General features: G+C 44.6%; 10 protein-coding genes. 5 read left to right on the top strand and 5 right to left on the bottom strand.

Going from position 1 to position 13694, the window contains the following annotated elements; genetic code table 11:
• Positions 1-231 precede the first annotated feature (231 nt).
• From ACXAH2_RS01930 to ACXAH2_RS01910, 5 genes are all read left to right on the top strand, one after another.
• Positions 232-2250, top strand: a complete 2019-nt coding sequence (locus ACXAH2_RS01930) for a methyl-accepting chemotaxis protein (RefSeq protein WP_475076225.1) — start codon at positions 232-234, stop codon at positions 2248-2250.
• Positions 2251-2309: 59 nt separating this feature from the next.
• Positions 2310-4400 (top strand): tRNA(Met) cytidine acetyltransferase TmcA domain-containing protein, encoded by a 2091-nt coding sequence (locus tag ACXAH2_RS01925; RefSeq protein ID WP_475076223.1) that lies wholly within the window; start codon positions 2310-2312, stop codon positions 4398-4400.
• 220 nt (positions 4401-4620) lie between these two features.
• Positions 4621-5613 (top strand): TRAP transporter substrate-binding protein, encoded by a 993-nt coding sequence (locus ACXAH2_RS01920; RefSeq protein WP_475076222.1) that lies wholly within the window; start codon positions 4621-4623, stop codon positions 5611-5613.
• 151 nt (positions 5614-5764) lie between these two features.
• Entirely contained in the window at positions 5765-6442 is a 678-nt protein-coding gene (locus tag ACXAH2_RS01915) for a TRAP transporter small permease (RefSeq protein ID WP_475076220.1), read from the top strand.
• A 15-nt stretch (positions 6443-6457) separates the two neighbouring features.
• A complete protein-coding gene (locus ACXAH2_RS01910; RefSeq protein WP_475076218.1) occupies positions 6458-8071 on the top strand; it encodes a TRAP transporter large permease in 1614 nt (537 codons plus the stop codon).
• Between the two features lie 111 nt (positions 8072-8182).
• On the opposite strand, the gene kduD is transcribed toward ACXAH2_RS01910, so the two are convergent.
• The 5 genes from kduD to ACXAH2_RS01885 all read right to left on the bottom strand — a co-directional run bounded on the left by kduD (position 8183) and on the right by ACXAH2_RS01885 (position 13521).
• A complete protein-coding gene (gene kduD, locus ACXAH2_RS01905) occupies positions 8183-8941 on the bottom strand; it encodes a 2-dehydro-3-deoxy-D-gluconate 5-dehydrogenase KduD (RefSeq protein ID WP_475076216.1) in 759 nt (252 codons plus the stop codon).
• Positions 8942-9210: 269 nt separating this feature from the next.
• A complete protein-coding gene (locus ACXAH2_RS01900; protein WP_475076215.1) occupies positions 9211-10497 on the bottom strand; it encodes an ABC transporter substrate-binding protein in 1287 nt (428 codons plus the stop codon).
• A gap of 82 nt (positions 10498-10579) precedes the next feature.
• Positions 10580-11719 carry an ABC transporter ATP-binding protein gene (locus ACXAH2_RS01895; protein WP_475076213.1) on the bottom strand — a complete coding sequence of 380 codons (1140 nt, stop codon included), beginning with the start codon at positions 11717-11719 and terminating at the stop codon, positions 10580-10582.
• 9 nt (positions 11720-11728) lie between these two features.
• A complete protein-coding gene (locus ACXAH2_RS01890) occupies positions 11729-12637 on the bottom strand; it encodes a carbohydrate ABC transporter permease (protein WP_475076212.1) in 909 nt (302 codons plus the stop codon).
• 2 nt (positions 12638-12639) lie between these two features.
• Positions 12640-13521 (bottom strand): carbohydrate ABC transporter permease, encoded by an 882-nt coding sequence (locus ACXAH2_RS01885; RefSeq protein WP_475076210.1) that lies wholly within the window; start codon positions 13519-13521, stop codon positions 12640-12642.
• Positions 13522-13694 lie beyond the last annotated feature (173 nt).

The following is a 13694-nucleotide window of genomic DNA, read 5'->3' as shown; positions in this document are numbered from 1 at the left end:
TAAAACAATGTTTTAGTACAATATTTAAGCACCACTATCCTCAACATTGAGAAATACTGGCTTCAATCTATTGATTAACCAATATAAATTATCCTCAATATGTGGCTATTATGATCTTTAGATTAAGAAACATTAAGTAAGCATTTGTAAACCTTTAATAGATCTGTATATTTACCTTCCTACCCAGTTTCAATGCATTTTTTAAAATAAAACAATGAGGACGGAAAGGTCATGATCTCAATTTTTAAAAGGTCTTCGCTGCCTAAACAATTAGGAATAGGAACACTGCTAACCGTAATAATCAGTTTTATGGTTCTAGTGCTGATCATTGGTCAACTATTCAATTATGAGATCAATGACATAGTTTCGAAACACCAAAAGAAAGAAGTGGAACTGGTGGTGGATCGCATCAATAGTCGTTACAACACATTCGTTCGTATTGCGGGTTTTAATAACAATCTGATTAACATGAACCTGCAAAACATGCGTGTAAATCAAAATAGCAATACACAAGTGAACGGCGTATCTCTACCGAGTCTTCAGCTGGATGGAGAAACAATAAACGGCCACAGCCAAATCATTCAAGACTTAGCAATCGCAGCAGAAGCTGACATCAGCATAGTGATTGCCAAACAAGATAAATTTTACCGTGCCGCCAGCTCAAGCTTAAATTTACCTACCGAGATGAACTCAAATTCAAAAGCCAATCAGGGGCTACGTAATGCCAAACACTATGTGGGCAGAACAATCATCGATGGTAAAGAGTACTTTGCGTCTTACCAGCCTATGCATTATCAAAGTAATGCATTCATTGAACAATTGTATCCTTTTGAAGCCATCGTCAAACCTCTGCGTGATTCGTTAAACAAAACTGTTTTTGGTAAAACTGGCTACATGTATGTGGTTGAATCCAGTAAAGAAAAAGAAGGCTTATTGGTTATTCACCCAACTTCAGAAGGCAAAACACTTTACCAACTAAGCAGTGAGTTGACCGATACCTTCAAGAAACTGTTCCAATCCGATAAAGGCACCATTCACTACGCATTACAAGTCGCCGGGAAAGGTGATACCGCTCGTCCTGCCAAAGTTGTCTTCCAAGAAGCCACTAAATGGGGTTGGGTGGTTGCTCTGAAATCTTATGACGACGAGTACGCTGAGGAGATCAATCACGTCCTCTTTATCGTCGCTATTATTGCGTTAATTTGTGCACTTATGTTAACCCTTTTTCTGATACTCTTTATTCGTAAGGCATTGTCACCATTGAAAGAAATGTCAGCAGCCATGTCCGAATTAGGCAAAGGCAACTTGGCTTTCCGTTTCCAAAAAAAGGTGGACAAACAAAGTCGCAATGAAATCAACCTGCTGCAAAGTGATGCCGTGAAAATGCGTGACAATCTCATCAGCTTGGTCAGCAAAATTCAAACGTCAAGTGAAAACCTATTATCCTCTACAGCAGGCATTTCCTCAGCAAATAAAGAAATGGTGGAAAGTGCCGATTCAAGCCAAGAGGCAACCACTCAAGTTAGCTCCTCCATCACTCAAGTTTCTGCTTCGATTGAGGAAGTCGCGCAAAGCTCAAATCAGGTCTCCGAGCAATCGGCTAAAGTCTCTCACTTGGCGACACAAGGCCATCATGCGGTGAAACAAGTAGAAGAAACTGTGGGCATGTTGTCATCTGCCTTCTCACAAGCGTCTAACACCATTAAGGACGTTGAAAATAGCTCAAAAGATATTGGTGAAGTGGTTACAGTGATCAATAATATTGCCGAGCAAACCAACCTGTTAGCACTGAATGCCGCCATCGAGGCAGCTCGCGCTGGTGAGCAAGGCCGCGGCTTTGCGGTGGTGGCTGACGAAGTTCGTGTATTGGCACAACGCACACAAAGCTCAACAGAAGAAATTCGCAATGTGGTGGATAAACTGCAGAACAACAGTCAATCGGCCGTTCAAGATATGGAACAAGGCTCTGAGCAGGTACAAAACAGTATAAAACAAACGCAAGCAGCGGATCAGCTATTGGACGATATCCTAAAATCCATTCAAGAAGTGGAAGTGGGCATCAGCAACGTGGCCGCAGCGACAGAAGAACAGAGTGTGGCGTCAACGCAAATTCGTCAAAACGCCGAAGCACTGCAAAATGCAGCGCAACACACTCAGTTTAAGGCAGAAGAATCTCAAGAGCACAGTCAGTCAATTTCTGACTTGGCCAACGAACTACAGAAAGATCTGTCTATTTTTACCATCAAGTAAACTGGCCTTGGTTCTCTCCTGTTGTCACAGTATCATATTGTGGCAACAAGGAGACCGGAATGACGCACCCTGACAATCATCGCCACTGCCTACTTATTAGAGGTAACCGCCACGAAATATTGTCGCAATTTTTGCATGTCGCTCAACACTTGAACCGTCCCCTTATTTGCAGTCAAGACCCCAGCCTGTATCACCCCCTCAATCAAGGTCACTTTGAGACCTGCTCGTTCAAACAAGTTCGACAGCAGCTTGGCCAAACTCATCAAGCCGTTTTACTGGATCTCACTCAAGGGGTTTCAGCCAGTGCCTTGGCAATATTAGCGGGTACCGTTTGTGGTAGAGGTTTGTTTGCCCTAGCCTTACCAAAAGGAGATTGGCAAAGTCATGTGGACGAAGATTTACGTCGCTACTTACCTTGGCCTTATGAACCTCAGCAGGTACACAGTTATTTTAAAGAGTATTTACTCACTCGATTAGAAAACGCCCAAGCCCTTTTTACATCAAATTTATCACCACTCCCTGCGCTTGCTGCACCACCAAAGCAGATTTCGTTAACACCTGCCCAGCACACAGCTCAACAAATCTTGCTAAAACGAGAAGCAAAGCATTATGTGTTATGCGCACCGCGTGGACGTGGCAAATCCACGTTGTTGGGTGACAGTTTAGCGACCTTATGCCGAAGTCATTGCAAAGTGGCTTTAGTAGCGGTTAATCAGGATGCCATTGGTACCCTAAGAAACCAATTCCTTGCTCGCTGCCAACAAAATGGAAAAGAGATTGAGCTGCCTTTTTATGCCCCCGATGCTTTCTTAACTGATGCATCAGACTGGGATCTATTGGTGGTAGATGAAGCTGCCATGCTGCCAGTGCCGCAGCTCATCGAGTTAAGCAAACGCGCCAAAACCACTTTATTTAGCACCACAGACTATGGTTATGAAGGAGCTGGTAGAGGATTTAGTTTGCGTTTTTATCGTTATTTGCAACAACAAAACGTGTCTCAACCTCAGGTTATTCAACTTGAATTAGACGAGCCGATACGATGGGGGAAAAATGACCCACTCGAAACGTGGGTGAACGAAAGCTTCTTTTTCAGTCAGTCTTGGCCTGACGTTACTCAGCAAAAAATACGATCCAGTGCATTACACTATCAACACAATCAAGCAAAAGACTGGCTTAACACACCCAACCAATTGGCACAGGCATTTCAATTACTGGCCAAGGCTCATTATCAAACAGCAGCCGATAATCTTCGCTGGGTTTTAGACGATCCTTCTTTACACCTTCATAGTCTTTATGACTCAAACGAATTACGAGCGCTCGCCATTGTCAGCGAAGAAGGCCTGTTAGACGAGCAACTGAGTCAACAAATCATGGCAGGCAAGCGACGCCCACGGGGACATTTATTACCACAGTCATTATTAGCCCATGAAGCCATTGCTGAAGCGGGACAGTTTCAATATTGGCGCATCAGCCGAATTGCCACTCAGCCTTCTCTGCATAACCAAGGCATTGGCAGCCATTTACTGCAAAATATCGCTCAAAACGCGAAAGAGGCGTGTGACTTTCTCGCCACCAGCTTTGCCGTTACCTCGGATGTACTGTCTTTTTGGCTGAAAAACGGTTATCAGATTGTCCGACTGGGTACCGCCAAAGATCAGGCCAGCGGTTGCTATTCCATCATGATGTTAAAAACGGTTAGCGCTGATGCAAAAAGGGTTTTCCCCAGTTGGCGTAGGCGTTTTTTAGACAAATTTTGCCTAAGTCTTGTACTGCAATATCAGGATGTTTCTTGTGAGTTAATTTTACATGTCTTACATTCTCACCATGACTTAACTCACCTCCCTACGTCACTGCATTTAACCTCGACTGAAATGAGTGAACTGCAATTTTTCATTCACCATCACAAACCCTTAGACAGTTTGCGACCCGCTTTATACAAAGCCTGCTTACAGCTGGCCATTCAAGGCCATTTGCAAGCTAATCACGCTCTACATCAGGTGTTTCTCGCCACAGGGCTAGGACGCCCTACACAGGCACTGCAAGGGCAAGCGCGCCTCTCAGGAAAAAAAGACTTACTCAAGCGTCTCAAATTACTGCTGAAAGAGCATGAGAAACATCTTATAGAAATGGGTGGACAACCACCCATATAGACTTTCAAAGTGTGCCAAGTCTCCCCCATGAGCTTGATTAATTCATCACAACCATTTCATTAAAAAAAGTTAAAATTCAATAAAATCATATAGATAAAAGTATTTTTAAAGAATTGGCATACATTGTGTAAATGATTGACCCTAGCAATACCTGTTTTGTTCGTCCATGTAACAACTAACAGGCAACAATAATAAATAAGCTTTTTGGAGTCTTATAAAAATGAAAAAAATCAGTCTTGCTCTAACCTCTCTTGCATTGGCGTTTTCTGCAAATACCGCTTTAGCTAACTGTGATGCTGGTGAGCGTGTGGTAAAATTCAGCCACGTTACAGGTGGTACAACGCACCCTAAAGTAGTGGCGGCTAATAATTTTGCAGAGCGCGTTAACAAAGAGATGGATGGAAAGTTGTGTGTTGAGGTTTACCCAAACTCAACACTTTTTGGTGATTCAAAAGAACTGGAAGCACTGTTGCTAGGTGATGTTCAGTTACTGGCACCTTCTCTTTCTAAATTCGGTTCTTACACAGATAAATACGGTGTATTCGACCTACCTTTCATTTTCAAAGACATGGATCACGCCATTCGTTTCACGAAAACACCAGAAGGCAAAAAACTCTTGTTGGAAATGGATGAATACGCAGGTTTCGTCGGACTAGGTTACTGGATGTCTGGTATGAAGTACTTCTCTGCCAACAAACCACTCATTGAACCAAGCGATGCCAAGGGCTTGAAATTCCGCGTACAAACGTCAGACGTTGCAAAACAAATGATTGCAGCAATGGGCGCTTCTCCACAAGCTATGGCTTTCTCTGAAGTGTATGGCGCGTTACAAACAGGCGTGGTAGATGGTCAAGAAAACACTTGGTCTAACATCTACACGAAAAAGTTCTACGAAGTTCAAGACAGCATCACAGAAACTAACCACCAATTGTTGGCTTACTTGTTCATGACGTCTTCTGAATTCCTAGACAGCCTATCTGCTGAAGATCGCGCGCAATTCCTACAAATTGCTGACGACGTAACTCAAGAAGCTAACTTGTCTGTTAAAGCGAAAGAAGCGGCGAACCGTGCCAACATCCTTAAAGCTGGCGGTAAAATAAACACCTTAACTCCAGAACAACTAAATGTTTGGGTTGAGACGATGAAGCCGGTTTGGAAACAGTTCGAAAGCTACATAGGTACTGACCTAATCAACGCGGCGGCTGGCGCGTAAGCGAGTTCCACCCTGCAGTGAGCTGGCCCTTCGGGGCCAGTTCTTTGTGGTGTTAATGTGACCCCCGTCTCCTTCTGATGACCCTATAGTTTCACAATCTTGCCACACGCTGCTGTTTATTGTTTTGCTCCACAAGCACTAGGAGAACCTCATGGCATATTGGCCACATTTATATTTACTCTTCTTTATCCTGGTTATTTGGGGTTTAGAAAAGCGCTTTCCAAAGGTAATGGAAAGAGCAGAAGAAAACCTGCTCATTATTGTTATTTCATCCATCATGGTTGTGTCTTTCGGTCAGGTCATTGCTCGCTATGGCTTTAACACTGGCTGGGATGCCGCTCTGGAATTCAACACCATTGCTTTCTCTTGGTTGATCTTGCTGGGCATGAGTTACGGCATTAAAACCGGTCTTCATTTGGGCGTCGATATCGTACTCAACGCTGTTCCTCGCCCAATCGCCAAAGGTCTTTCTTTATTTGGTGCTGCGGCCGCCATGTTGTATGGCTTAATCCTATTGGATTCTACTTGGTTGGCCATGCTTGGCGTCGATGTACGCGGCGGCGCAATTGAGTACTGGTCAAAAATGTTCCGTATTGGTATTGGTTCTGAAGAGTTGCGTTACCCAGCCTTTATTCAAGAATGGTTCGGTGTACGTCCACGTATCCAACGTTGGATAGTATTGGTGATTCTGCCGATCAGTTTGGCGCTTTTGTCTTATCGTTCTTTGCAAGCCTTCATCAGTATTGCGCGTGGCAAACGCGACATGTTGATCAGCGGTCATGAAGCTCAAGACCTGGTCAAAGAAAATCAAAACGCCCTAAAAGACTAGCACGGGAGCTTTATTGTGGAATCTCTTATTCTCTTTTCCTTGGTACTGACCCTGCTGTTTATCGGCTTACCGGTGGGTATCTCGTTGGGCTTATCGTCCATCTTATTTATTACTTTCTTTTCCCACGACTCTTTATCGTCTGTGGCCATATCCTTGTTTGGGGCGGGGCAGCACTATACCTTGCTGGCCATCCCGTTTTTCATCATCGCCTCGTCCTACATGTCGACTGGTGGCGTGGCAAAGCGTTTGATTAACTTCGCGATTGCCAGTGTCGGTCACTTCCGTGGTGGCTTAGCCATGGCGTCCGTGTTGGCTTGTATGATGTTCGCGGCTTTGTCTGGCTCGTCTCCAGCCACAGTGGTTGCTATTGGTACCATTGCCATCGCGGGTATGCGTCAAGTGGGTTACTCCAAAGAGTTTGCCTCAGGCATTATTGCTAACGCGGGTACTTTGGGGATCTTGATTCCACCTTCTATCGTGATGGTGGTATACGCCGCATCGGTTGATGTATCCGTTGGTCGTATGTTCTTGGCTGGGGTTATCCCAGGCTTGATGGCCGGCGGCATGTTAATGCTGGCCATTTATGTGGTGGCACGCATCAAAAAGCTGCCCGCTGAAGAGTGGAAGGGATTTGGCAACCTCATTCGTGGCGGTAAAGACGCTGGTTGGGGCTTGTTCCTTGTAGTGATCATCATGGGCGGTATTTATGGCGGTGTATTTACACCAACTGAAGCCGCGGTGGTTGCAGCAGTGTACTCCATGTTCATCGCCCTGTTTGTTTATCGTGACATGGGCCCATTGAAAGGTAAAACCTGGACCAACGACAATGATGCAGCGCACGCTCGCGTGGGTTTCAATGGTATGGTTTATGGTGTGTCCTTCTTCCTTGTATGGGAAATCATGTCATTTTTCGCCCTCGCTGACAGTGAAACCATCACCGGCGGTGATCGTGCCCTATGGGGATTGATCATGTCAGTCTTGTTGGCCGTCTTCTATGTTTACAAACGCTCTGCCAAATTGGACGCCTCAATTGGTGCTTGCTTGGCGGCAGGTTTACCTATTTGGGGTCGTAACCTAAGTCTGATGTTACGCGGCTTCTTCCCATCTTTGTTTGGCGAGGAGTCACGCAAAGTCATGCTGGAAGGCACCAAAACCACCGTTATGTTGATGTTCATCATCGCCAATGCCTTGTTGTTCGCTCATACCCTATCGGCAGAGCGTATTCCACAAGCCATTACTGAGTGGATGTTGGGTGTTGGTTTCAACTGGTTCACCTTCTTGATCGCAGTCAACATCCTATTGTTGATCGGTGGTCAGTTCATGGAACCATCAGGTCTGTTGGTTATCGTTGCCCCTGTGGTGTTTCCTATCGCGATGGAACTGGGTGTTGACCCCATTCACTTGGGTATCATCATGGTGGTTAACATGGAAATCGGTATGATCACACCACCCATTGGCTTGAATCTATTCGTTACCTCAGGCATCACCGGCATGAGTTTGGCTCGCGTAGTAAAAGCCGCTATGCCATTCGTATTGGTACTAATGGTGTTCTTAGTATTGGTAACTTACATTCCTGCTCTATCAACGGCCTTACCTTACAGCATCATGGGGCCAGAGATCGTTCAGTAATGACTTTATAAGAAACTATGAGAGACCTTCTAGAGAGTCTCTCAGACGCAAAAAAGAGCCGCTATCTGAAAAGGTGCGGCTCTTTTTTTGGATTCTGAATGATGCGTCGGCTTAGCGAGCCAACCAACCGCCATCGACAGCGATGGTGTAACCATTCACGTAGCGCGATGCATCAGAAGCCAGGAAGACAACCGGTCCCGCCATGTCTTCTGGTAAGCCCCAACGCCCCACTGGAATACGTCCTAAGATTTCACTTGAACGCTCTTCGTCAGCACGCAAGGCTTGTGTGTTGTTGGTAGACATATAACCTGGTGCGATGGCATTCACATTAATACCATGCTGCGCCCATTCATTGGCCAGCAAGCGAGTAACCCCCATTACGCCGCTTTTCGATGCGGTGTAAGAAGGTACTCGAATGCCCCCTTGGAAAGACAGCATGGAAGCAATATTGATAATGTTGCCAGGCGTACCCTGTTTGATCACCTGACGAGCGAAGCCTTGTGACATGAAGAATACGGATTTAATGTTGACGTCCATGACGTCATCCCAGTCTTTCTCACTGAAATCAATGGCATCATTGCGACGGATGATACCTGCATTATTTACCAGAATATCTACTCGACCAAATGCCAAAATTGCCTCTTTTACGACTAAATCAACCGAGTCCACTTTGCTCATGTCCGCAATCACACTGTGAAACTTGCGACCCGTTGCTGCCATAAGTTCAATGGTTTCCGATGGATCATCGCGATTAACGCCAACAATATCTGCACCCGCTTTCGCTAGCGCCAAAGCCATACCTTGTCCTAAGCCCGTATTACACCCAGTAACGATGGCAACCTTGTTGCTTAGATCAAACATTTCTTTCATAAAATCACCTAATCAATTTTTCACTGCAAAAATCCGCCAATCAATGACATAGCAGTTCGCTTGTCCATTCAGAATAACACAAGAAAATATATTTTTAAATTTAATGAAACAGCTTTTCATTAAATTAATTAGCCAAACAAATCCACTGCCGCAAAAGGTAACCTTGGGCACAAAGAAGTAAGCTGTAAGTGCTGTTTAAAGCGCAAACAAACATCCCTGTTTGTTTGCTAAATGACCGCGCGCCTCGGTCGAATCGCACGGACGATTGTCTAGCGCATAGCACGACGCAAAATACGATTACCTTGCTTCATGAAGTCATCAGCCGCTTCCTCTACGGTAATTTGTCCTTGGTCCATTTTTTCGATTAACTCTTGGAACAAGCTGACAAACTGTGGGTTTTCAAAGTAAGCAGAGGTTTGTAGCTGTTTCGGCAAATCATTAATTTGCGCCAGACCCGCCACAGATAAATCTGACTCTTTAATGGTGCCGTCTAGCATCAAAGCACGACGCGACGCCAAACTTAATGGCACACCACGTGCTAAGCCCATGGCTTTGTAACCTGCTGGATCATTCAGAATGAAGTTCAACAATTTCGCCGCTTCTTCAGGCTTATCGGAGTTTTTACCGATCGAAAACATCTGCGCTGGCTTGTAGAATAGACCCGCATCACTGGAGCCTTTCATCACTGGATAGAAACCCAATTCCAACGACATTGGCGGTTTAAGGTTATCGTTGTACTTGTTAATCGCCGAGTTCCACATATAGACACCTGCCCATTCACCATTGATCCAAGGCTTGTGCTCGTAAAGGTTGGCCGCACCAAAGCCAGCGATGTATTTACTGCTTGGCGCCACATGGTTTTTCACCATGTCTTCGTAAAGTTTGAAGAACTCCAGCATTTGCTCATCGGAATACGCAATGCGCTTGTTGTCTTCATCTACCATTGGAATGCCATATTTTTGCACCATGTAGGAACGGTTCATGGCAATCACATCACGGCCTTCCAACACCAATGGGAAATACTCATCACCCAGTTTTTCTTTGAATACTGGGCCGGCTTTCATGAAATCATCCCAAGTCACTGGGTAAGGCAAACCCACTCTGTCCCAAGTATCCTTATTGAAGTAGAAAATACGCGCTGCCATGGAGATGGGTATACCGTTTAACTTGCCGTTATTGGTACCCGCCGCCAATGCCGCTTCATCAAACTGACTAAGATCCAGAATGTCACTGTAGTCGCGCAAGTTTTTAAAGCCATCACCGCGAGCGGAAAAAATAGGCATCCAGTTCCAGTTGGTTTGCATCAAATCAGGCTCAGTGTTACCAGCAATTTGTGTGGTCAAACGCTCTAAGTGACCGCCCCAACCTGTGTATTCTGTTTTGACTCTGATGTTTGGATTCACTTTTTCAAACTCATCCACGGCAGCATTGGTCGCTGCGTGACGAGAGTTCCCACCCCACCAAGACATACGCAATTCATCTGCGCTGGCATTCACACTGACCATAGAGCCTGCGCTTGCCAATCCGACCAACATAGCTATTGTTTTTATTTTCATGCTTGCTTTCCTCGTTTTATAACATCATGTTAAAACTTCTTAGCGCCGCTTGAGACAAGTACAAGCAGCGCATAAAAAGCCGTTAAAGAGAGATATTTTCTTCGCTTTGCTTATCAAAGATATGGGCATTGTTCATTTCAAAATGGAACAACTGCTCCTTACCTTTTGAATTCCATAATTGTGTTTCTACGATTTCTGAAGGAATGCGCGCACACATTTCCTTCTTCTCACCGTCGACGGAAAAATGCACATAAAATTCTGCGCCCATGTTTTCCATACGAATTACTGTGCCTTTCACCACTGCACCTTGCGGTGCGTTGTCATCAGCCAATTTGATAAACTCTGGACGAATACCAAAAACCACATCCGAGGTGAATTTATCCGCCAATTTCTGCGCTTTTTCTGCCGGTAATGTCAGACCTTGTTGAGCCAAAGCAATGTGATATTCCCCTTGCTCATTACGCGATAAGTCCGCTTCCACCATGTTCATTTCTGGCGCGCCAATGAAGCCGGCCACAAACAAGTTTTGTGGGAATTTATAAAGGTTGGCAGGGGTATCGACTTGCATGATATGACCGTCTTTCATGACACAAATACGATCCCCCATGGTCATGGCTTCCGTTTGATCGTGGGTAACGTAAACACTGGTCGCCGAACGATTGGTTTTCTTTAAGGTTTTGTGTAGATCCGAAATGCGCACTCGCATAGATGCACGTAATTTCGCGTCCAAGTTAGACAAGGGCTCATCGAACAAGAACACCTGAGGACGTTTGACAATGGCACGACCCACCGCCACACGCTGTGCCTGGCCACCCGACAATTGGCGTGGTAGGCGATCCAATAAAGGCGTTAATTCTAGTAATTCAGCAGCTTCGTTGACCTGCTTCTCAATGTCTTCCTTGCCGACCTTAGCCAGTTTTAAACCAAAGCCTAGGTTTTCACGCACACTCATGTGTGGATACAAGGCGTAGTTTTGAAACACCATGGCAATACCTCGATCCTTTGGCGGTAAGTTATTGACGATACGATCGCCAATCTTGATGGTGCCACCGGAAATGGATTCCAAACCCGCCAGCATACGTAAGGTAGTGGATTTAGCACAACCCGAAGGCCCGATCACTACCAAGAACTCACCGTCTTCAATTTCTAAATTGATTCCATGAACCGCTTTAAAACCGTTCGAGTACACTTTCGTTAAATTTTCTAATACAACTTTAGACATAATAACTACCTAACCTTTAACACCACCGGACGTAATCCCTTCCACAAAATAGTTTTGCGCAATCAGGAAGACGACAATTGACGGAACGATGGCAATCGATGCCATGGCAAGAATTTCATTCCATTGGGTCCCTTCGGTGACATCAATGGACAATTTCAACGCGAGTGCGATGGGGTATTTTTCAACACTTGAGATGTAGATCAGTGGTCCTAAAAAGTCGTTTACTGACCACATGAACTGGAATAAGGCCACAGAAATAATGGCTGGTTTTAGCATGGGCACCACTATGTACCAAAGCAATTGATAAGAGTTGCAACCGTCGATCATAGCCGCTTCTTCCATGTCGGTTGGCAAACCGCGTAAGAATTGAATCAGCATGAAGACAAAGAAGCCCTGTGTGGCAAACGCCATGGGTAAATATAAGGGCATATAACTGTCCAACATACCCATTTCACGGAACATCAAATATTGTGGAATCAACAATACTGAAGTGGGTAACAAGATGGTCGCAATCAGGGTAATGAACCAGAATTTCTTAAAGGGAATATCAAAACGGGCAAAACCGTAGGCCACAATGACAGAAGAAATCACCGTCAAAATGACTTTCGGCACCACATAATAGAAGGTGTTCAGGAAGAATCGCCCAAAGGTGTATTCCGTTCCCGTGTTCCAACCATTAATAAAACCGTCCAAAGAGAATTCATTTGGCCACAAGTTCAACGAACTGAAGATTTCATGGTTAGGTTTGAATGACGCAGAAAACATCCAAAACAAGGGATACAACATCACCAAACCGCAAAACAAGAGAATGAAGTAACGAATGCCGGCACCAATTTTTTGCTTACGCATTTGCACTCGCAAATGACGATCATTATCGACCGCAGCGGCGGTGGATTTGTCTATGAATAATTTAGCCATGTTTATTTACCCCCCTTATCACCAGAATAGAACACCCAGTATTTAGAAGACTTAAAGGAAATAGCGGTAAAAATGGCCACTGCCACGAATAATACCCATGCCAAGGCACTGCCATAGCCTAAGTCAAAATACTTAAAGGCGGTTTCATAAATGTATAAAGAGAACAGATAGGTCGACTTCGCAGGACCACCGCCGGTAATAACATAAGGCGCAGTAAACTCTTGGAAAGCTTGAGTGGTTTGCATGATGAAGTTAAAGAAAATCACCGGCGTAATCAGTGGCACTGTGATCTTAGTAAACATTTGCCACTTAGAAGCGCCATCAATCATAGCGGCTTCGTATTGCGACTGAGGTACACTTTGCAGAGCAGCAAGGAAGATCACCATAGCTGAACCAAATTGCCAAACCCGCAATAGCGTCACTGAGAACATGGCAAACACAGGTTCACCTAACCAAGAAATCGGCTCCACACCAAATACTCCTAAGAAGCTGTTAAGCAAACCGTCAAGGGAGAAGATAGCGCGCCACAATACCGCAATGGCCACACTGCTTCCCAAGATAGAAGGAATGTAATAAGCGGTACGGAAAAATTTAATGCCACGTAACTTAAAGTTCAGTACGAAGGCAATAAACAAAGCGAAGGCCAATTTGAGGGGAATCGTCAGGAAAACATAAGCGAAGGTCACACCCATCGACTTATAGAAAGTATCGTCGTCCAGCATATAGCTGTAATTGTCCAACCCAATATATTGCGGCGGATTAATCAGATCATAGTCGGTAAAACTAATGATCAATGACGACAAAAATGGAAAAGCGGTAAAAACCAGCAATCCAATTATGTAGGGGCTGATATAGGCCAAGCCTAACCGTCGATTTTCATACATATTAATCAACTCTATTTTGTTGTTATTAACGTTGCATTTTCGATATTAGTGTAGGAGTTTCATTTTTTCAATGACTTTAATCATTTTTTTGAAATGCTTTTTCAAAAAAATGATTATATCTTTTCAATTTATGCTCTCTACAGTCCACTAAAGCCAATCGCCGCCTTCCTTAC

The organism is Marinomonas sp. ABL3_031, assembly GCF_056161265.1.
Note: the sequence above shows the minus strand (reverse complement) of the source record. Positions and strands in the feature narration are given on the sequence as shown.

Bases quoted from the DNA above. Each gene is read 5' to 3' on its own strand.
- ACXAH2_RS01930 (WP_475076225.1), top strand. From the start codon at position 232: ATGATCTCAATTTTTAAAAGGTCTTCGCTGCCTAAACAATTAGGAATA.
- ACXAH2_RS01925 (WP_475076223.1), top strand. From the start codon at position 2,310: ATGACGCACCCTGACAATCATCGCCACTGCCTACTTATTAGAGGTAAC.
- ACXAH2_RS01920 (WP_475076222.1), top strand. From the start codon at position 4,621: ATGAAAAAAATCAGTCTTGCTCTAACCTCTCTTGCATTGGCGTTTTCT.
- ACXAH2_RS01915 (WP_475076220.1), top strand. From the start codon at position 5,765: ATGGCATATTGGCCACATTTATATTTACTCTTCTTTATCCTGGTTATT.
- kduD (WP_475076216.1), bottom strand. From the start codon at position 8,941: ATGAAAGAAATGTTTGATCTAAGCAACAAGGTTGCCATCGTTACTGGG.
- ACXAH2_RS01900 (WP_475076215.1), bottom strand. From the start codon at position 10,497: ATGAAAATAAAAACAATAGCTATGTTGGTCGGATTGGCAAGCGCAGGC.
- ACXAH2_RS01895 (WP_475076213.1), bottom strand. From the start codon at position 11,719: ATGTCTAAAGTTGTATTAGAAAATTTAACGAAAGTGTACTCGAACGGT.
- ACXAH2_RS01890 (WP_475076212.1), bottom strand. From the start codon at position 12,637: ATGGCTAAATTATTCATAGACAAATCCACCGCCGCTGCGGTCGATAAT.
- ACXAH2_RS01885 (WP_475076210.1), bottom strand. From the start codon at position 13,521: ATGTATGAAAATCGACGGTTAGGCTTGGCCTATATCAGCCCCTACATA.